Source organism: Blastomonas sp. (genome assembly GCF_030373265.1).
Taxonomy (GTDB): Bacteria; Pseudomonadota; Alphaproteobacteria; order Sphingomonadales; family Sphingomonadaceae; genus Blastomonas.
Window position 1 is genome coordinate 1 of record NZ_JAUCZC010000018.1, and the last position, 19,231, is coordinate 19,231.

Below are 19,231 nucleotides of genomic sequence, written 5' to 3' on the forward strand. Positions count from 1 at the left end.
GAACGTTTCCGATGCCCGGCAATCTGCGAGCGTGGTGCCTGGACCGCGTGCCTGGATGCACAAGTTGTAGTTTGCCCCTGTCGCCGGGTTGATGGCGTTGGGTGCAAGTTCGACGACACTTCGCTTTTCGATGTCGTAGCGCCCTGCCAGATTGAGATGCAGCTCTGGCGTGATGTCGAACTGGAGGCTCGCAAAAGGTGCGAAGCTCTCGGTTTCGTAGCGTTGGCGAGCATACGAGACCGTGGCGCCGATGATTGCATTGCCCAATGGATCAATACCATCCGAAGGTGGCACCACTCCCACCAAGTCCTGATTCAGTTCGCTGATCTGGCCGCGCGTGAACTTGAGATAGTATAAGCCCACCTGCCAGCGAAACCGCTGATCATCAGGAGAAGTCAGGCGGACTTCCTGCGAAAAATTGCGGTCGCGGTACTTGTAGCCTTGGACGGTCGAACCCGGCCCACCGGAGTCTGCCAGATAAGGTGGCGAGTCACCTCCAAAAAACTGATATAGCTTGTCTGCAGCGGTTACTGACGTGATTGATGCCCACCCCATATCGTAGTCGATCTTGAGCGACCCAGAGACGAGCCATTCATCAAGTTCCCCCCTCACGTTCGTCACGAAGGGGAGGTCAGTGCGATTGGCATCCAGCTCATTGACTGGAATGCCACCGATCGGTAGCCCCACAAACTGCGACTGCAGGGCAGTCGATCCATCCTGGGTATCGTGGCCGCTCAGCTTGAGGTCCACGGTCAGGTCAGCACTCGGCTCCCAATAAAGGCGGGCCTGCCCCAGTGCAGTGCGCAGCCGATACGGTTTTTCGCCGGTTGTGATGTTGGTGAACGGTCCTTGTGTATCGCGAAACGAGCCTGCGACGCTAAAGCCAAGGGTGTCGCTGAGCGGGCCACTTACATCGACCTGAGCTCTCGCGGTATTCCAGCTGCCATAGCTGGCGAGCACAGAGCCGCCAAGCTCGCTACGCGGCAGTTTTGTCCTCACCACGATTGCGCCGGCAGCGGCGTTGCGGCCAAAGATTGCACTTTGCGGACCTTTGAGAACCTCGATCTGCTCGATGTTAAACAGATCCTGGTTGAACTGCTTGAGACTGGAAAGCTGCACGCCGTCGATCACGACAGCTACATTCGGATCCGAGTTACGCACCGAGGTCTGTCCTCGGATATTGGTGAAGCTGTCGCCGGTCGCCTCGTCGATGAAGGTAACATTTGGCGTAGAAATGAGATAATCCTGTGGCCGGACGATCCCTTTTGCGGCGATATCGCCATCGGTCACAACCGAAACTGCAATCGGGACCTGGCTCAGGTTCTCATCTCGCTTGGTGCCCGTCACAACGATCTCACCATTGCTGGCAGGAATGTCGGAGGGCTCGGTCTGCGCGATGGCTGGCGAGCTGCAGAGAGCCAGACCTATGACCGACGCCAACGACGCATGAAATTTTGTACCCCTTGAGTGCATCCTGTCTCTCCTTGCTCGACATCGTCGGCCTAAACGGCTCGCTTCTTGTCAATTTGCAGGATCCACATTGGCCAAAGTTTCAGCAAACGACAGGGCATGGCGTGCCAAGGCAAAGCTGTTCGGGACAAACCACACATTGTCTGGTTGCTCCGGAAACGATGCCAGCCAAGATGAATGCGAAAAGGCTTATCGTGACAAAACGTCCTCAATAGCCTAGTCGCACGCAGGAGGGATGGGACGCGGAAAATGCAGGTCGAGGATGAAACAAAATCTGGCTTAACTGGGTGGGTGCTGGCAATTGTCCGCGCCATGCGCACTAGCGGAATCGATCCGGACCAGGTGTTGCGTGACATCGGCATGGACCCTTCACGCCTGGCAGGAGGCTACAGCCGATATTCGCAACACCAGATCAGCTTGCTATGGCAAAAAGCCGTCGTGTTGAGCGATGCAGACTTTGCCTTACGCGTTGCTGCTGAAGTGCGTCCTTCCACCTTTCATGTCGTCGGCTATGCGATGAGCTGCTCCGCGACGCTATCACGCGCATTGCACCGGTTCGCCTTTTATTGTCGCCTCATCTCGGACTCGGCGACCGCGACATTGACGGAGTCAGGCGAAGAGGCGACCCTTGCAATTCATTTCGATACCGGAGGCCCGCCACCCATCTATCAGACGGTCGATACCGTGCTAGCGTCCGTTTTGGGCTTTTTGCGGTGGATTGCCGGGGAAGAAATCAATCCTGTTGCCGTTAACTTCGTTCATCCAAAGCCACTCATGGGGGGCGGGCTCGAAGCCTATTTCGGATGTCCTGTCGCTTATGGCCAACCCGACGACAGCATCGTTTTCAGACGGGTCGATCTTGAAGCACCGATCATGGTGGCCGATGAAGAGTTGGCGTCGCTGCTGGACGGTGTCGCCAACCGCTACCTTGAAAAGCGCATGGCAGGCCGCTTCGCGTTGCGGGTACGTGATGCCCTGAAAGCACGTTTGGGCGATGGCATGGTCCGCAAGGGAGATATTGCTAAGCGGCTGCACATGACCGAACGCACTCTGCTCCGTCGGCTCAAGGAAGAGGGCACGACATTCTCCGATGTACTCGATCAGGTCAGGCTGCAACAGGCGTTCCAATATTTGCGGCGGGATGATCTGACCATCCGTGATATAGCGTATATGCTCGGATTCTCCGACGAAGGCACCTTTTCCCGCGCATTCAAACGTTGGACTGGCAGGCGACCCAGCACCATTGCGCAGATGAATGCCGAAGAATTGCGCGGCGTCACCAGCAAAATCGATAGTTAGTCCACCAGTCTATTTCCGCGCAACCAGCAAGGGGGCGGAGTTGTTTTGTCCGTGTGGCACTCCTGCTTGCATTCGCAGAAATTCAGGCAATGCGTCAGCCGCGCGCAGATGATCGCGGCCAAGAAGCTGCAAATCGGGACAGCCAAGCAATGCAAGCGTGCGTTCGGTTTCTTCCCGCATCAATTTCAGCCATCGCACGACACCCGGTGCTCCAAACGCAGAGAGGGCATAGAGATAAGGTCGACCGGTCATGCAAGCGCGCGCACCCATAGCCAAGGCCTTCGTGATATGGGTTCCTCGCCGGATCCCACCATCCAGGATGATTTCGATCTGGTCTCCCATGCTGTCCGCAATGTCGGCGACGATGTCGATTGTTGCAGCCGACCCGTCAAGCTGACGCCCGCCATGGTTGGAGATGATTACCGCACTGGCACCTGCATCGGCGGCACGCCGAACATCGCTGACACTTTGCAGTCCCTTCACAGCGATCGGGCCGCCCCAGTAGCTGGCAAGCCTGCCAATCTGGTCCCAACTGATGTGGCGCTCCATCTTCTCCGCAAAAAACGCCGCCAGGGTCGAGATATCGGCATTTCTGTCGCTTGACACATTGGGTAGCGTGAAGGCGCCGCCACTCAAATAGCCCATGCACCAAGCGGGTCGACTGACGAATGCGGCCAATGAACCGGCGGACAGACGAGGAGGCACGGTAAGGCCTGAACGCACATCACGCTCGCGGTTCCCGGCCACGACGGTATCGACTGTGATGCACACGGCATTAAATCCGGACGCCCGGCACCGATCAATGCTCTCGCGGTTTAGCGCATCATCGGCCAACAAATAAAGTTGATAGATCTTGGGTCCATTTGTTGCTTTGCCAATATCTTCTATTGAGGCCGTGGCCATGGTTGATAGCGCATAGCCTACCCCAGATTCAGCCGCGGCCTTTGCAACGCCGATCTCCCCATCGGGATGGAACATCCTGCTCATGCCGGTTGGAGCAAGGATCAATGGCCACTGCAGATCGCAGCCAAGTACTTTGCGTTGCATATTGATTTTCGTGACATCAGTTAGATACCGCGGCACAAAATCATAGCGGTCGAAAGACGCCACGTTGGCCACGCAGGTTTTTTCGTCGTCAGACCCACCGCAGATGTAGTCGAACAACGGACGCGGCAGGCGCCGCTGCGCGGCGGCCATAAAGTCCGCAGTCCCCAGGCAGTTCTTCAGCTTGGCCATGTCGGCTCGCCCCCTTCTCAGTTGCTAGGAGCGAACGCGGTAGCGCACTTTGAGATGGTGAGGCCCTCGTGCAAAATAGGAATCAAGCCAATCGACCTCATCGGAAATTGGTTCGAGCAGTTCGAAGCGTGAAAACACGGTCTCAAGCGCTGAACGTGCTTCCATACGCGAAAGATAATTACCCAGACAGAAATGCGGGCCTTGGCCAAAAGACATCAACGGAACCTCGATCTTTCGATCAATGTCAAATGCCTCCGGGTCCGCAAACTTGCTTTCATCGCGATTTGCAGAGGCCAGCAGTGGCATCACTGTCGAGCCCTTCGGGATGGTAACACCGTTCAGTATTGTGTCTTCCATGGTGTGCCGGAATATGATCTGCACCGGGGGATTGTATCGCAACACTTCCTCGATCAGTGCGGGCACCAGAGTTTGATCTGCACGCACTCTGGCATATACGTCCGGGTGCCGGTTGAGCTCAATCAACGTGGTGCCCAACAGATTGGTGGTCGTTTCAACGCCCCCTATCAAAAGCAGTATCGACATCTGGATCACTTCAATGCGCGACATTTTCTCGCCATCAATCTCGGCCTGGATGAAGTCGGAGATCAGATCGTTCTGCAAACAGGCAGCGCGTTCGTCGTATAGCTCTTCAAAAAAGGCACGGATTTTGTCCGAACTTTCCTGAATCTCGGCAAGCCTTTCCGGACCGTAGGCCGCGCGGTTTGCGGCGGCGAGGACATTGTCCACCCATATCTTGAATTCGGCGCGGCGTGCCGTGGGAACACCCAGCACCTGTGCAATCACCGTCACTGGATACAGCGCGCAAAAATCAACGGCGAAGTCGAACTCCCCCTCTGGACCATGTTTTTCGACAATATCGTCGATCAACTCGTTTGCGACCTCGTATGTACGATCCACTAGCGCTTTAATTTTTGACGGCACAAAAGCCTTGTTTGCAAGCTTGCGTAGGTGAACGTGCCCAGGAGGGTCCATCGAGATCATCGGCGGCACTTCGGGCACCGGATCAAACTCGCCGAGCAGCGCGGGCCAGAACATGGACGAGCTGTAAAGTTTGCCGTTTTTCAACAGCATGTCGACATCGTCATAACGCGCCACGGCGAAAGCCTGCATTGAAGGAAGCCATGTGACCGGGTCGTCGCGCCGGAGTTTGGCGTAAAACGGATAGGGTTCGTGCTTTACGACTGGATCGAGAGGATCGTACACGCGCACTTCGCTTTTATGCGATTCAAGAACGGTCAACGTAGGATCAGACATTTTTCTCTCCATGCAGGCCAATGGCAAGGTGGCATGCTTATTGTTGCACGCCAGCTTATGACTCGCAGCGCTTCCACCCAAGAGCCTGCCGTGCCAGGAACAGGCAATGGGTGCCAAAGATTTGCAGGAAATGTCACGATCGGCTTTAAGCTGGCTCCTTGTGCCGTGGCAAACGGCGCCTTTCCCCTTAACAATTGCCTTCTAGCCGAACGGGCAAAATGTCCGTGTTGTCACCTTTGAGGAGAGGAATGTACCATGCATTTTTTATATGCCGCTCATGTCACCGAAGATCATCTCAACCCTGATCAACAGCGGATTTTGCGTGCACTCCAGTCACCTACGATCACGTCGGAGATGCCGACCGCTTCGCACAATGCGCGACCGAAAGATTTCAATAGCGCCCAAGACTGGGTAACGGCGTTTTTTGACAAGGGCGCAGAAGAGGTGCTGGCATACTATGCAGACGATTTTGTCTGGGAAGATATCGAATTCATGCAGACGATCACAACGAAGGAAGATCTCTACAAAGCCTTTGTCGTATTTAACAACTCAGGACCAGAATCTCCGTTTGGCGTGCACAAGTTTGAAGTACTCAGTTATGATGGGGATCGCTGCCCCCCTCAGCATGCACAGACTCGTAAGGGCAGCACCCCTGCAGATTTCGGTGACGAAATTTATCGTCGATATGCAGATAATATCATGCTTGGGTCGGATTTTGAGTATGATGAATGGGGCTATATGCAGTGGATTTGGAAAGCCACGCATAATGAAGATTTTTTCGGTATCCCCGCCGCCGGGCGCACAACATATACGCGCGGCACGACAACTCAATTTTATCGGGATGGCAAAATAGTTCGCTGCCGGACGCATTGGAACTTCCGCGAATTTGCCATGCAGCTTGGCGTTATTCCCTTCCCTGATGAGGCATGGCGCGACAACCCCGGTCTTTCCGAGGGCCGGTGATGCGCTACCAGCTGTTGGGGCGAAGCGGTTTACGGGTCTCGCAAGTCGCTTTGGGCACCATGACGTTCGGCCCTGGCGCTGAATGGTCACGGCCTGAAGAGGAATGCCGGGCGATTTTCGACACCTATGCCGAAGCCGGAGGGAATTTCATTGATACCGCCAATATGTATACCGGCGGCGAAAGCGAGAGAATTATCGGTCGTCTGATTGCTGGCGATCGCGATCGATTTGTTGTTGCCACGAAATATGCCAACGCTGTCCCAGGCGCGGGCGATCCAAACGCTGCCGGTATGCATCGGAAAAGCCTTATGCGCTCACTTGATGCCAGCCTTCAGCGGCTGGGCGTCGACTACATCGACTTGTACTATGTCCATTGGTGGGATTTCACGACACCGGTGGAAGAGGTTCAGCGCGCGCTCGACGATGCGGTCAGCGCAGGCAAGATTCTTCATGTCGGATTGTCGGATGTCCCGGCGTGGGTGACGTCCCGCGCCCAAACCTTTGCAGATTTGAGAGGGATGGTGCCAATAGCAGCGATGCAGCTCGAATATAGCCTCGTCCAGCGCTCGATCGAACGTGAGCATTTGCCCTTGGCACGGACTCACAATATTGGTGTAACGGCTTGGTCGCCGCTCGCCGGAGGCATTCTTACTGGCAAATATACCCGCAGCGGGTCTGAAAGCAGCCGCCGTCGGATGGATTCGATGCAGCTCCAGCCGCTGGATGACCGCAATCGCGCAATCGCCAAAGCTCTCGATGCTATCGCCGACCGGATTGGGATCACCTCTGGGCAAGTTGCATTGGCTTGGGTAATGTCTCGCGATGTAATTCCAGTCGTGGGAGCAACTCGCGCTTATCAACTGACCGAAAGCCTGACGGCCGCACGGATAACGCTGGATACCGAAACTCTAGCGGAGCTCGATCGTGCCAGTGCTTACGATGTCGGCCACCCCTACAACATGCTCGATTGGGACATGCCAATGGCGCTGGGTTACGGCGGTATGTTCGATGAGATCGACATCCCCCGTTTCCCGGGTCAACGTTAAACATTTTTTGCGCTCACCTTTTTATACTGCGCGGTGGACCGTTCGGGATACCGCTTTCGGCCTTCAGCGCTGCTTGAGCTTGCAAGCTCCAAAGTCTTGTGACTTGGCCGCATAGCGGATGATGCGGTCAATATAGGTAACCGGGCATGTAGGTTCAGGTACTGTCGCCGTGCATGACGAGTCGGGTAAACGCAGAGTGTCGGGCATCGGAGCCATGCAACGGCGGATCGATCTGCTACCCAATACCACGGGCATCCGTCGCGAAACCTTCAAACATGTATTCAGCATGCTCAAATCCTGGATGGGCAGTATCGCTCTCCTGACCAAGACGCGCCAAAACATCAGAATAGAGGCGAGTTAGTGCGTGTTGGCGTACGATATGACGCGGATGATCTAGATCATCGGCATTCACCGTAATATCAAGGGGCGCTGAGGCTAGCTCACGGGAGGGATTCTCAGGCGGCCTTTCGCAAGCATGATAGCTGCCAGGCACAGAGACCCCCTAGCTTCTGCCTGAGCGCACCTTCCGGCCCGCACGCAAACGCCAACTCTCAGTTGTTCAACTCTGTAGGGCTGCATCGCTGGGCCGGGGGCGCCTCGATTAGTCTTTCCACTCCCAATCAGCTTGCCTAGACGTGCGAATGTGTCGTGTCCTCAGTTGCCTCCGACAGGCTGCTCTGAAAGGCCGCCGCCCAGCGCAACGTAGAGCGAAACGCCATTTTGTAGCTCAGCTGACCGCAGCGCTAGCAATTGTTGCTGCGCGGCAAACAGATTGCGTTCAGCATCGAGCACTTCAAGATAGATCGAAATGCCGTTATCATACCGCATACGCGCTACGCGAGCCAGACGTTGCTGCGCTGCGACAGCTCGTTCCTGGGCTGCAATCTGCTGGGCATAGCGCTGCCTGCCGACCAGAGCGTCAGACACTTCGCGAAACGCTTCCTGCACAGCGCGTTGATAGGCTGCGGTCAATTCATCAGCGGTCGCGCGGCTGATGGTCAATTGCGCTTCCCGGCGGCCCCAGTCAAAAATCGGCAGGCCAAGCGCTCCGCCGAACGACCAATTTTGTGCATCACTGTTGATCAAGCTGCCCAAAGCGGGCGATGCAAAACCAAGGCTACCTGTGAGCGAGATGCTCGGGAAGAAGGCCGCACGAGCTGCGCCGATATCGGCGTTGGCTGCTCTCAACTGCAGTTCAGCCCCAAGAATATCAGGCCGATTGGCCAGCAGTTGTGATGGGAGGCCAGCATCCAGTCCGCGAAACTGAGCTGGATCGGAGAGCGGTTGGCCTTCGGGAAGTGGGCCTGCAACTGGACCACCGACCAGCACGTCGAGCAGATTTCGCGACTGATCGGTTGTCCGCTGCAGATCCGCTAGCTCGGTTTCGGCCTGGGTGAGCAGCACCGTTGCCTGATCCAGATCGACGACCGAGGTTACCCCCGCATCGGCGCGCAATGTGGCGATCCGCAGCCCCTCGGTCCGCGCGGTCACCGTCTGCTGCGCAAGAGCAATACGCTCTTCGCCTGACCGGATTGCCAGATAGGTCGCCGCTACCTGGCTAATCAGCGACAGACGAAAGGCCTGCTCTGCCTCGATGGTCGACAGGAACCGAGCGCGCGCTGCATCGCGCAGATTGCGCACCCGGCCCCAGAAATCGATCTCGAACGATGAGACGGCCACGCCAAGATTATACTGGGTTATGTCGATCGAGGTCGGCTGTTCGCCGCCCGCGGCCCCGGGCAGCGTATTGCCAAAGCCCAAAGCATTGATCGGCGAGCGCGATCGCGTAACCGACCCGTTCAGATCGACCTGCGGCAGGCGGTCGGCTTCGGTGATCCGGTATTGGCCACGGGCCTGTTCGATCCGTGCGACCGACTGGGCCAGCTCTCGGTTGTTAGCCAGGGCAGCAGCGAGATAGGCCTGCAACCGCGCATCGCCGAAAAACTCGCGCCAACCAATATCGCTGGCCAGGCGACTGCCATCGGATGGTTGCGTATAGGTGGGTGCAACGGGCGCAGCAGGCTGGCGGAATTCTGGTGCCAGATTGCAAGAGGCCAGCGCGGTTGCGCTGATGGCGACGATCAGCTTACGCATGCGCAGTCTCCGTTGAGCGGGATCCATTGTCGGCAGCTTCTTCGGCGACGTCCTCCGCCATATGATCGCGCTTGCGGCTCAGCCACTTGCGGGCCGCGACATAGAACACGGGTGTGAAGAATATGCCCAGTACAGTTGCAACGATCATGCCGCCCATCACCCCGGTGCCGACTGCGTTGCGGCTGGCGGCACCTGCACCGCTCGCGATCACCAGCGGCACCATGCCAAGAATGAAGGCAAGGCTGGTCATCAAGATGGGCCGCAGGCGCTGGCGCGCCGCCTCTATCGTCGCCTCGATAAAGCCCTTGTCGGCCTGTTCATCGGCAATGGCGAACTCGACAATCAGGATGGCATTTTTCGCCGCCAGACCGATGATAGTAATCAGCCCGACATTGAAATAGACGTCGGCCGAAAAGCCCCGCAGCGTCGTGAAGACAACCGCCCCCAGAACACCGAATGGCACGACCAGCAGCACTGCCAGCGGGATCGGCCAACTTTCATAGAGCGCTGCGAGCAGCAGGAACACGACGACCATCGACAGACCTAGCAACAGGCCGATCTGCCCCCCTGCCTGCTTTTCCTCAAAGGCGATGCCGGTCCATTCATGCGCCATGTTGCCTGTCAGAACCTCATCGGCGATGCGTTCCATCTCGATCAGCGCTGCACCGCTTGACTCGCCGGGCGCTGCCTGCCCCGCAATGGTCAGCGCTGCATAGCCGTTGTAGCGTTCCAGCGCCTGCGGTCCCGATGTCCAGCGCGTCGTGGTGAAGGCCGAGAACGGCACCATCGCGCCGTCTGTGTTGCGAACGCGCAGATTGCCGACATCGTCATCGGTCATCCGGTTCGCAGCTTCGGACTGCAAATAGACACGCAGGACATTCCCATCACGCACGAAGTCGTTGGCGTATGCCGACCCAAAGCTGATCGACAGCGTCGCATTGACGTCGGCTATCGACAGGCCAAGCGCACGCGCCTGAATGCGATCAATGTCTACATATAACTGCGGGCCATCGCCTTGTCCTTCGAGCCTGACGCCTACCAGCAGAGGGCTTTTCGCCGCCCTGGCCAGAATCTCGTTACGGGCCGCTAGCAGGGCTTCGCGATCACCTGAACGGTGCTCCAGCTTCATCGAAAAGCCAGTGGCATTGCCAAGCGATTGAATGGGCGGCGGGTTGAGTGCAAAAATCGTTGCTTCCGGAATATCCTGCGCAAAGCCGATGACCTTGCCGACCAGAGTTTCAGAGCTGTTTTCGGTACCGGCGCGATCTTCCCACGGGGTCAGGTTAACGAAGGACAAGCCGGCCGTCTGGCCTTGTCCGAAGAAATTGAAGCCACGGATCGATACGACGTCCTTCACCTGCGGCTGCTGGCGCAGGAACGCCTCCGTCTTTTCGATGGCAGCGCCCGTCGTCTGCAACGTGCTGCCGGGGGCGGCATCATAGTTCACGAACATATAGCCCTGGTCTTCTGACGGCAGGAAGCCGCCAGGTAACCGCGTAAACAGCAATGCGGTGACGACGCAGACAACCGCAAAAACTGCCAGCCAGCGCACCGGCCGCGCGACCATTTTGCCAACGCCGCCGGCATAGCTGTGCGTTGTGCGACTGAAGCGGTCGTTGAACCAGTTGAAGAACCGCTGCAGATATCCACGCGCACCGGGCTGAGGTGCCGGCATGGCGCCTCCATGATCCCGATCATGGGGCTTGAGCAATGTGGCGCAGAGCGCAGGCGTGAGAGTTAATGCGAGGACAGCGGAAAAGAAGATCGATACTGCCAACGTCACTGAAAACTGGCGATAGATTCCGCCTGTCGATCCGGGGAAGAACGCCATCGGAACGAAAACCGCAACCAGCACCAGAGTGATGCCGATGATAGCGCCCGTGATCTGACCCATTGCCTTGACGGTGGCGCGCCTGGGATTGAGCCCCTCTTCGGCCATGATGCGCTCGACATTCTCGACCACGACAATCGCATCATCCACAAGAATGCCGATGGCCACCACCATGCCGAATAATGACAGGGTGTTAATGGAAAAGCCGAATAGCCACAGCCCAAGGCATGCTCCCAGCAGCGCAATAGGCACGACCAAGGCAGGGATGAGCGTTGCGCGCCAGTTTTGCAGGAACAGGAACATCACCAGGAACACCAGCACCATCGCTTCGATCAGTGTCATGATAACGCTGTCGATGGATGCGTTGATGAAGGGCGTCGTATCAAAAGGAACCTGCCAGACAATATCCGGGGGGAATGACCGCTCAAGGTCCGCAAGCCGAGCACGCACCGCATCGGCGGTTGCCACCGCATTGGCGCCATTGCCCAGCTGGATCGCCATGCCGGCGATGTCCTTGCCGTTCAGCGTGGCGTTAAACTGGTAACTGTCGGCGCCCAACTCGACCCGCGCGACATCGCCCAGCCGCACGGTAGATCCGTCAGGGTTGGAGCGCAGGATGATCTCGCGAAACTGCTCGGCGCTGGAAAACCGGTTCTGCGTCACGATCTTGGCGCTGAATGCGGTTGCTTCTGCCAGTGGCTGATCACCGAGCGATCCGCCTGCGGTTTGGCTGTTCTGTTCCTGCACCGCTGCCAGCGCCTCGCTCGATGATAGGCTGTACCCGGCCAGCTTTTCGGGATCGAGCCATATCCGCATCGCGTATTGCGACCCAAATAACTGGACATCGCCGACCCCCTCGATCCGCCGCAGTTCTTCGACGATATTGTTCGAAGCGTAATCTCCCAGTTCCAGCGGTGTTGTTTCGCCAGATTTGGAGGTCATGGCCACCAGCATCAGAAAGCCGGCTGATCCCTCCTGTATCTGCACGCCCTGGCGGCGCACTTCTTCGGGTAGTCGCGGCTCCACCCGGCTGAGGCGATCTTGAACCTGGGTTCGTGCAACATCCATATCGGTGCCGCTTTCAAACGTGACCGTAATCGCTGCGGTCCCACTGGAGCGACTGGTCGAAGCCATATAAAGAAAATTGTCGACCCCGTTCATTTCCTTCTCGATCACCGCGGTTACCGTGCGATCCATGGTTTCTGCATCGGCCCCTGGATAGCTGACGTTCAGCGACAATGCAGGCGGGGCTACTGCTGGATACTGCTCAATCGGCAGGTTGGTCAGGCCGATCACACCGGCGAGTGCGATAAATGCGGCAATGACCCAGGCAAAGACCGGATGATAAACGAAAAAGCGGTTCATGCTGCCGGGCCCCTCAACGTGTCTGGGTAGATTGCGCAGGGAGCGCAGGCGCAGTGGCGGGGCGGCCGCTCCTGGCGGGCTGGACACGCACCTTCTGACCTGGCTGCGCCTTTTGCCAGCCCGTTACAATGACACGCTCGCCGGATTTCAGGCCCGAACGGATCACCCATTTGCCACCCGCCAGTCCGCCGAGCACAACTGGGCGCCGCTGCGCCGTGCCGTCGGCTGCGACGATTGTGACCGATGCTTCCTCGTTAGCAATCTGTACGGCTGCCTGAGGCACCGCGATGCCATTGGTCGTCGTACCGGCAAAAATACGGCCACGTACAAAGGTGCCAGGCAGCAATGTACGCTCAATATTCGGGAAATCAGCGCGCAGCACCTGGCTTCCTGTAGACGGGTCAACCGTCAGATCGGCAAAATTCAGATGACCAACCGGGCCGTACTCCGTTCCATTTTCGAGGATCAAGCGCACCTCGACACGCGATAGATCGGGCAACACGAGTTCACCGCCGCGAACGCGCTGCGCGATATCCTGTATACGCGCACTCGACTGCGTGAAGACAGCATAGACAGGGTTCAGCTGTTCGACAGTGGTCAGCAGCGTAGCCTCAGTTGCGCTGACCAGCGCCCCTTCGGTGACCTGCGCCCGACCGATCCGTCCGGCAATGGGCGCGCGCACCGTCGTATAGCTTAGTTCCAGCTCCGAACGCGAAAGGGTGGCGCGGGCATCGGCAACCGATGCTTCGGCTTGCGCCAGGTCGGACTGTGCCTGATCGTATTCCTGCGCACTGACCGCGCGCTCAGCCACTAGCGGCTTGTAGCGGTTCACGATTTGCCCAGCGTTGCGCCGGGCCGCAATGGCGCGTTGCAGCGCGGCGCGGCCCTGCTGAACCTGCGCCTGCAGGTCGCGCGGATCGATGCGGAACAACGGCGCGCCTTCGCGCACATCGGTGCCTTCTGTGTACAATCGTTGTTCGATGATGCCGTTTGTGCGAGCGCGCACTTCTGCCCGGCGGACTGCTTCGATGCGTCCAGGTAGTTCGATGATGTTGGGCACCGGCTGGGCGGTCAGCGTGATCGCGGTGACCGCAACCGGCGGCGGCGCTGGCGGCGTCTGGTCATCGGCACTGCACGCGGTCGTGATCAGCATCGCAGCGGCCAGCGTAATGCGCGCAACGAAGGGTTGGGTGCAGGGCGATTTGAACACGGAAAGCAGGCCTCCACTGGCAAGATTATCGATACTCGCGAGTTTCTTTACAAGCTCATCTCACAAAAGCAACTGGTGGGTTCTTTTTATTTCTGCGTGTGCTACATGGACTGCGGAGAGATGCAAAAAACGCAAACAGATGACCGGGGCCCAGGACGCCCCACCCGTGAGCAAGCAGCCGCAATCGCAGACGCGGTGCTGGCTGGCGCCCATGAGATGTTTTTAGCGAAGGGGTATGCTGCTGCCGGAATGGACGAGATAGCTGCTCATGTGGGCGTCTCGAAGCTGACCATCTACCGCCGCTTTCCCAGCAAGGAGGCGCTGCTAATAGCGGTCGTTGACCGAGTCATTGCCGAGCTGACTGCTGCGGTAGAACTCAACGTATTGGCATCGACATCACCACTCGATGCGTTGGAAGAAACCATAAAGACCGTGTTCAAAGCGTCGGTGGAGCCTGATGCGGTTAGTTTCGGCCGGTTACTCAGCTGTGAATCGGCCCATAATGCCATGTTGCGCCAGCGATTCAGCGCTTGGCAGGGAAAAATACGCGGTCCTGTGCTGCGCCAGATCAGTGCCGCGCAGCAGCAAGGAAAGATTGATGATGGCGACCCCGCAATATTGTGCGCCATACTATGCGATCTGATGGATGGGCTGCCCAAGGCGCTACGTGATCAAATCGTTGATCCGGTGGCTATCGATCCTGAGGCATTTTTTCAGGAACGGTGGAGCTTCTTCCTGCGCGCTGTAAGCGTCTGATCGCGAATTGGTCTGGCATACCGCAGGGATTTGCGAAGCTGATAAAGCCTCAAATGATGTTTTGAATGACTGTCATGTTGAAGCTCGGCACTATCCCTTTGCCTTCCTTCCGTGGCAGCTTTCTCGACGTCGGAAGTCGGTTCCCGACCAACTTACGTCGTTCAGCGTAAAGGTTGCTGGCGACGGCCTTTCCCGACAGCAGACGTTCCCAGTACGTGCGATCGGCCTAGACCAAATTTGGATCATGGCATGTTTGCGATGCCGATGCGGTCAAACGTAATGGCTGGCGTACCATGATCCTGGACGACCTGCCTTGCCCTATGCACAATTGTCACCGAGCACACCCAGAAGGCGACCCCGTAGAGATTTTTCATGCGACACTGCGTGATCTCCAAGGAAATCGTCAAAAGCGCTGCCATCCAGCGGTCGCGAAAAGAAATAGCCTTGTCCTACCGAACAGCCGAGCGATCGCATGATGCCGAGCTCGGCTTCTGTTTCGATTCCTTCTGCAACAACGCGGATATCCAGCGCCTCGCCTAGCTTGATGATGCTCTCGACGATCACTTGCTTGGCCGGGCTGTCCACGACATCGCGCACGAAACTGCGGTCGATCTTGATCTCGGTCAGCGGAAATCGTTCCAGATACCGCAGATTCGAGTATCCGGTACCGAAGTCGTCGATAGAGATTTCAACGCCCAAGCCGCGCAGGTCGCGAAATAGGCGCAGGACTTCCGCAGGCTCGGGCATCATGAGACTTTCGGTGAGCTCAAGGGTCAGCCATTCAGGACGACAGCCGGTCTCGGCGAGCACCTGGTCGACAAACGCTACCATGTCCCTGCGGGTGAACTCCAGCACCGACACATTGCACGAGAAACGTATCGGTGTGCGTCGTCCGTCATTGATGCGCACTGCCTGCCTTGCAACCGTTCGCATGGCCCATGCCCCGATGTCCAGGATCGCGCCGGTCTCCTCGGCAACGCCGATGAACCGACTTGGGGACTGCAGCCCGAACACGCCGTGGTTCCATCGCAGCAAGGCCTCGGCACCCACGATGTTTCCAGAATGCAGATCCACTTGAGGCTGATAATGCAACAGCAGTTCCTCGTTCGGAATTGCCGCCTGCAGATCATTTGCCAACCGGATGCGATTGGATGCGTCGCGTTCGTCCGCCGCGGCAAAGCGATGCGGTGGGTGTGAGGCCATCGCCTTGGATCGCTGCAAGGCTGCGGCGGCCTGGCGGACGAGCTGGAGCGGATCCGACCCGATCGACCCGACGGTGTAGCCCGTAGCGAACTGGGCCGTCAGTGCTGCGCCGGGCAGGATGAAGCGGGGCTGCAAAAGGTTAAGAACATCGTCGACCAAGTCCGCGGCGCGTTCGGCTTCGCCAAGCTCGAAGGCAAGCGTGAAGCTGTTTGTGCCCACGCGCGCCAAGGCGACCGATGACAGCGTCGCGAGGCGCCCGGCGACCGATCGCAATAGCGCATCACCGATATCATAGCCGAAGCCATTGTTGACATCGTGAAACCGCATGATGTCGAGCTTGACCAGTAGTACGGCGGATCCTGCGGGCACGCTTATCGACGCCAGCCGATCAAGCAGGCCGTAGCGATCAAGCAGACCGGTCAGGCGATCAACGCCTGATGCGTAGGTAACATCGCGGATCAGGCCGACGCAGTGTGTGATCTGTCCGGATGCATCGCGATGCGGCACCATCCGAAGCGCGTTACGGAACATCGTGCCGTCGCGCTTGTAGTTGCGAAGGGTGACCGAACAGGTGCGACCTTCGGTCAGCGCAGCGCGGATTTCGGCGATTTCGGGCTGCAGGCGGTCGCTGCCTTGAAGATAGCGGCAATTCTTGCCGACGGCCTCCGCTGCAGCATATCCGGTAATCGCCTCGAACGCGGCGTTGACCTTGACGATAGGGTGCCCACGCTGACGCATGTCCGCGACCACCACGCCATCACCGACGTGGTCTAGGGCCAGCCCATATGCAGCCAAAATGGAATCGGAATCGTCCGATGGCCGATCCAGGCAGTCCCATTGCTTGGGCCTGAATCCAAAATCGCCTTGCGGTGGGCCCTTGCCGACGTCTCGGTCATGCGCCATGGCGCGTCCAGGGATCGCCGCCGATAACCTTGAGAACTTTGGTCTGGTTGGTTTTTGCGCAAAAAACAGCGCGGTCATTTCGCATTGTCTGGCCTCCAGGTTCGACAATGCGAACCCCCGGCCAAACCTTCAATGACCGCAGAGCGACGCTTCAGGACAAATCGGCGGCACTTTCGTCTTTGCCTGCAGCGCCAGACCCGGCGGTCTGAAATCGCTGGCGATATTCTGTCGGGGTGACACCGATCCGGCGCATAAAGGCGCGCCTAAGGGTTGTCGTCGAGCCAAATCCAGCGGCATATGCGATCGTCTTGAGCGGCGCGCTGCTGTCTTCCAGCAAACGCCGGGCAATATCGATCCTCGTCAGTTCGACATAGGTAGCTGCACTCGAGCCCAGCTCGGCGTGGAAAAGCCGCGACAGCTGGCGCGGTCCCACCCTTGCAACCTCGGCGAGTGCTTCGAGGGCCAGTTCCCCGCGGGGATATTCGAGGATGTGCAGCTTGATCCGGTCGATCGGACTGCTCGTGGCAGATTGAGCGGTCAGAGCATCGCTGAACTGCGACTGACCCCCCGGGCGCTTGAGAAACACGACGAGGCGGCGTGCCACCCAGAGCGCGAGCGCCCGGCCATGGTCCTCTTCGATCAGGGCAAACGTCAGATCGATGGCGGCGGTCACCCCGGCTGAACTGAACACAGGTCCGTCGCGGACGAAAATCTGGTCGGGCTCCACTTCGATGTCGGGAAAGTCGGCCGCCAGACGATCCGCATATTCCCAATGCGTCGTCGCACGGCGCCCTGCCAACAATCCGGCGTGCGCGAGCAGGAAAGCGCCGGTACACGTCGATCCATAGCGCCGGGAATGCCGAGCCTGATCCTGCAGCCATCGCATTGCGGGGCCACTCGGGCGCGCCGGCAACCCATAAGGCCCGGTGACTATCAGCGTGTCGCAGTTCGGCGCCGCAGTGTCGATGCTGGCATCAGCCACATATTTTACGCCAGAAGCGGTGTCTGCAACGCCGCCGCGCTCGGTGACGAGCTCAACAGTGTAATGCGGTCGTGACCTGATCTTGCAATTGGCTTCGAACAGCGCATCTCGAATACCGGCGATTTCGAGCAGGTGCACCTTTGAGGGTGCAAAGATGGTGATATGGATGGCCTGTACTCCGCTCAGCGACAGCACAAGGCCATGGCCCAAGTCGTATACGCCCATGCTCGCCGAACACAAAGCGCGTCGCGGATGCGGTCGTCACTCGCGTGCGACACTGCCGACCGAGCCATTGCCAGGCGGCAGGATGATCACCACATACGCTGTGAGGTTGGCAGCCTGTGAGATGCCCTTGGGTGTCTGGCGGTGATAGCATTCCAAGGGGTGGCGAAGACGCGGCCATTTTGTTTCGCAAGGTCAGATGGAGAGCCGCGGCCCGAAACAATATGGGACTCGGTGGACGGTCAGCGCCCAATTCACAACGAGGAGACGTTACAATGGCGAACGGCTGGGCGCGCGACGGTGCGATCCAAGATCAGATCGACGACACGGTGACAGACGCGGTGCTCAGCGCACGGGCGCGATTGCCGATTGGCGAGGGCACCGAATATTGTGACGACTGCGGCGAGGAGATTCCAAAGCCGCGGCGCGCGGCGCTGGCTGGTATTCGTACATGCATCACCTGCCAGTCGATACGAGACCGGCAGATGCGCACCGCAGGAATCAACCGGAGAGGCAGTAAGGACAGTCAGTTGCGCTGATCGAGAAACGTGAACTGACCAAGCAGACCTGGGAGGCGCCGGAAGCAACCGACCCAGGCCCAATCGGTCAGGGTTCCAAATTGAATTTGTGCCTGCGCCTGAAGCCCCCACGCCCGTCTCCCGATATCACATCGGCGGCACTTTTGACCACTTATGGCTCGACGTGGACCGGCCCTACGAAACGCCCAATCGCTCGGTGGGCAGGTCGAGAGAGGGGTAAAAAATCTATCCGGGTATGTAGATCCCGCAAAGCTTGTTGCCGTCGGGATCGCGCACGTAAGTCAGGTGGATAGTTCCCATCGCGGACTCCCGCGGGCCAGGAGCGTCTTCGATTGACGTCCCGCCGTTGGCGACGGCTACATCATGAAATTGCTGAACTTGCTTGGGCGAATTGCACGAGAAAGCAACGGTGCTCCCGTTCGCCACGGTGGCAGGTTCATCGTTGATCGGCTGGGTGACGATGAAGTTGGTTCCGCCCTGGTTCGGGTAGAAGAGGCGCGTATGTCCGCTTCCAGCGATGTTGATCATCGGCTCTGGCACACCCAGAACACCCAAAACCGCGTTGTAGAACCGCCGCGATCGCTCGATGTCATTAGAGCCTACCATCGTGTGGAATAGCAATTTCTCTCTCCCTATCGTTACGAGGACGCTTGTGGAGGCAGTGCGGGATCGGAGCAAGCGACGAGTTGCGTTCTCAGCCATTTTAGAAGGCCTATCCGGTCGCGCTTAGTTGGCCAGTCGGGGAAGCACCGGACGTCAGGTATTGGCGAGCTCTGCCGTTTGACACCTTACGTCGTAACGGCAGGAAAGTCCCAATTTCAGACGTTCTTCAAACAG

Annotated in this window: 14 protein-coding genes; 5 read left to right on the forward strand and 9 right to left on the reverse strand. The window is 58.2% G+C overall.

Annotated features, from left to right (window positions below):
- On the reverse strand, positions 1-1,347 hold a 1,347-nt coding region (locus QUV11_RS11590; RefSeq protein WP_300882862.1), incomplete at its 3' end, for a TonB-dependent receptor.
- 372 nt (positions 1,348-1,719) lie between these two features.
- Here QUV11_RS11590 and QUV11_RS11595 point away from each other — a divergent pair.
- Positions 1,720-2,769, forward strand: a complete 1,050-nt coding sequence (locus QUV11_RS11595) for an AraC family transcriptional regulator (RefSeq protein ID WP_300882864.1) — start codon at positions 1,720-1,722, stop codon at positions 2,767-2,769.
- A gap of 9 nt (positions 2,770-2,778) precedes the next feature.
- Here QUV11_RS11595 and QUV11_RS11600 read toward each other — a convergent pair whose 3' ends face one another.
- Both QUV11_RS11600 and QUV11_RS11605 read right to left on the reverse strand, forming a co-directional pair.
- Positions 2,779-4,005: an alpha-hydroxy acid oxidase gene (locus QUV11_RS11600; RefSeq protein WP_300882865.1), complete on the reverse strand. Its 1,227-nt coding sequence runs from the start codon at positions 4,003-4,005 to the stop codon at positions 2,779-2,781.
- 24 nt (positions 4,006-4,029) lie between these two features.
- On the reverse strand, positions 4,030-5,280 hold the full coding sequence (locus tag QUV11_RS11605) for a cytochrome P450 (RefSeq protein ID WP_300882867.1): 1,251 nt from the start codon (positions 5,278-5,280) through the stop codon (positions 4,030-4,032).
- A gap of 255 nt (positions 5,281-5,535) precedes the next feature.
- Here QUV11_RS11605 and QUV11_RS11610 point away from each other — a divergent pair, with 255 nt between their 5' ends.
- Together QUV11_RS11610 and QUV11_RS11615 are read left to right on the forward strand one after the other, a co-directional pair.
- Positions 5,536-6,243: an ester cyclase gene (locus QUV11_RS11610; protein WP_300882869.1), complete on the forward strand. Its 708-nt coding sequence runs from the start codon at positions 5,536-5,538 to the stop codon at positions 6,241-6,243.
- The gene (locus QUV11_RS11615; RefSeq protein ID WP_300882871.1) at positions 6,243-7,289 is read left to right on the forward strand and encodes an aldo/keto reductase; all 1,047 of its coding nucleotides are present in this window, start codon (positions 6,243-6,245) and stop codon (positions 7,287-7,289) included. The genes QUV11_RS11610 and QUV11_RS11615 overlap by 1 nt, the downstream gene beginning before the upstream one ends.
- A gap of 654 nt (positions 7,290-7,943) precedes the next feature.
- Here QUV11_RS11615 and QUV11_RS11620 read toward each other — a convergent pair.
- Genes QUV11_RS11620 through QUV11_RS11630 form a run of 3 tightly spaced genes read right to left on the reverse strand, consistent with a single transcriptional unit; the run spans position 7,944 to position 13,732 of the window.
- On the reverse strand, positions 7,944-9,383 hold the full coding sequence (locus QUV11_RS11620) for an efflux transporter outer membrane subunit (RefSeq protein ID WP_300882873.1): 1,440 nt from the start codon (positions 9,381-9,383) through the stop codon (positions 7,944-7,946).
- Complete coding sequence (locus tag QUV11_RS11625; protein ID WP_300882874.1) at positions 9,376-12,579, reverse strand: efflux RND transporter permease subunit; 3,204 nt, start codon at positions 12,577-12,579, stop codon at positions 9,376-9,378. Before QUV11_RS11625 ends, QUV11_RS11620 begins: the two co-directional genes overlap by 8 nt.
- A 13-nt stretch (positions 12,580-12,592) precedes the next feature.
- Complete coding sequence (locus QUV11_RS11630) at positions 12,593-13,732, reverse strand: efflux RND transporter periplasmic adaptor subunit (protein ID WP_300882876.1); 1,140 nt, start codon at positions 13,730-13,732, stop codon at positions 12,593-12,595.
- Between the two features lie 33 nt (positions 13,733-13,765).
- Between QUV11_RS11630 and QUV11_RS11635 the strand changes: the two genes are divergently transcribed.
- Positions 13,766-14,545, forward strand: a complete 780-nt coding sequence (locus QUV11_RS11635) for a TetR/AcrR family transcriptional regulator (RefSeq protein WP_300882878.1) — start codon at positions 13,766-13,768, stop codon at positions 14,543-14,545.
- Positions 14,546-14,863: 318 nt separating this feature from the next.
- Here QUV11_RS11635 and QUV11_RS11640 read toward each other — a convergent pair whose 3' ends face one another.
- On the reverse strand, positions 14,864-16,729 hold the full coding sequence (locus tag QUV11_RS11640; protein WP_300882879.1) for a GGDEF domain-containing phosphodiesterase: 1,866 nt from the start codon (positions 16,727-16,729) through the stop codon (positions 14,864-14,866).
- A gap of 73 nt (positions 16,730-16,802) precedes the next feature.
- On the reverse strand, positions 16,803-17,828 hold the full coding sequence (locus tag QUV11_RS11645) for a GlxA family transcriptional regulator (protein ID WP_300882881.1): 1,026 nt from the start codon (positions 17,826-17,828) through the stop codon (positions 16,803-16,805).
- Between the two features lie 302 nt (positions 17,829-18,130).
- On the opposite strand from QUV11_RS11645, the gene QUV11_RS11650 reads away from it, so the two are divergent.
- A complete protein-coding gene (locus QUV11_RS11650; RefSeq protein ID WP_300882882.1) occupies positions 18,131-18,394 on the forward strand; it encodes a DksA/TraR family C4-type zinc finger protein in 264 nt (87 codons plus the stop codon).
- Between the two features lie 225 nt (positions 18,395-18,619).
- On the opposite strand, the gene QUV11_RS11655 is transcribed toward QUV11_RS11650, so the two are convergent.
- Positions 18,620-19,015 (reverse strand): VOC family protein, encoded by a 396-nt coding sequence (locus QUV11_RS11655; RefSeq protein WP_300882883.1) that lies wholly within the window; start codon positions 19,013-19,015, stop codon positions 18,620-18,622.
- Positions 19,016-19,231: the final 216 nt, after the last annotated feature.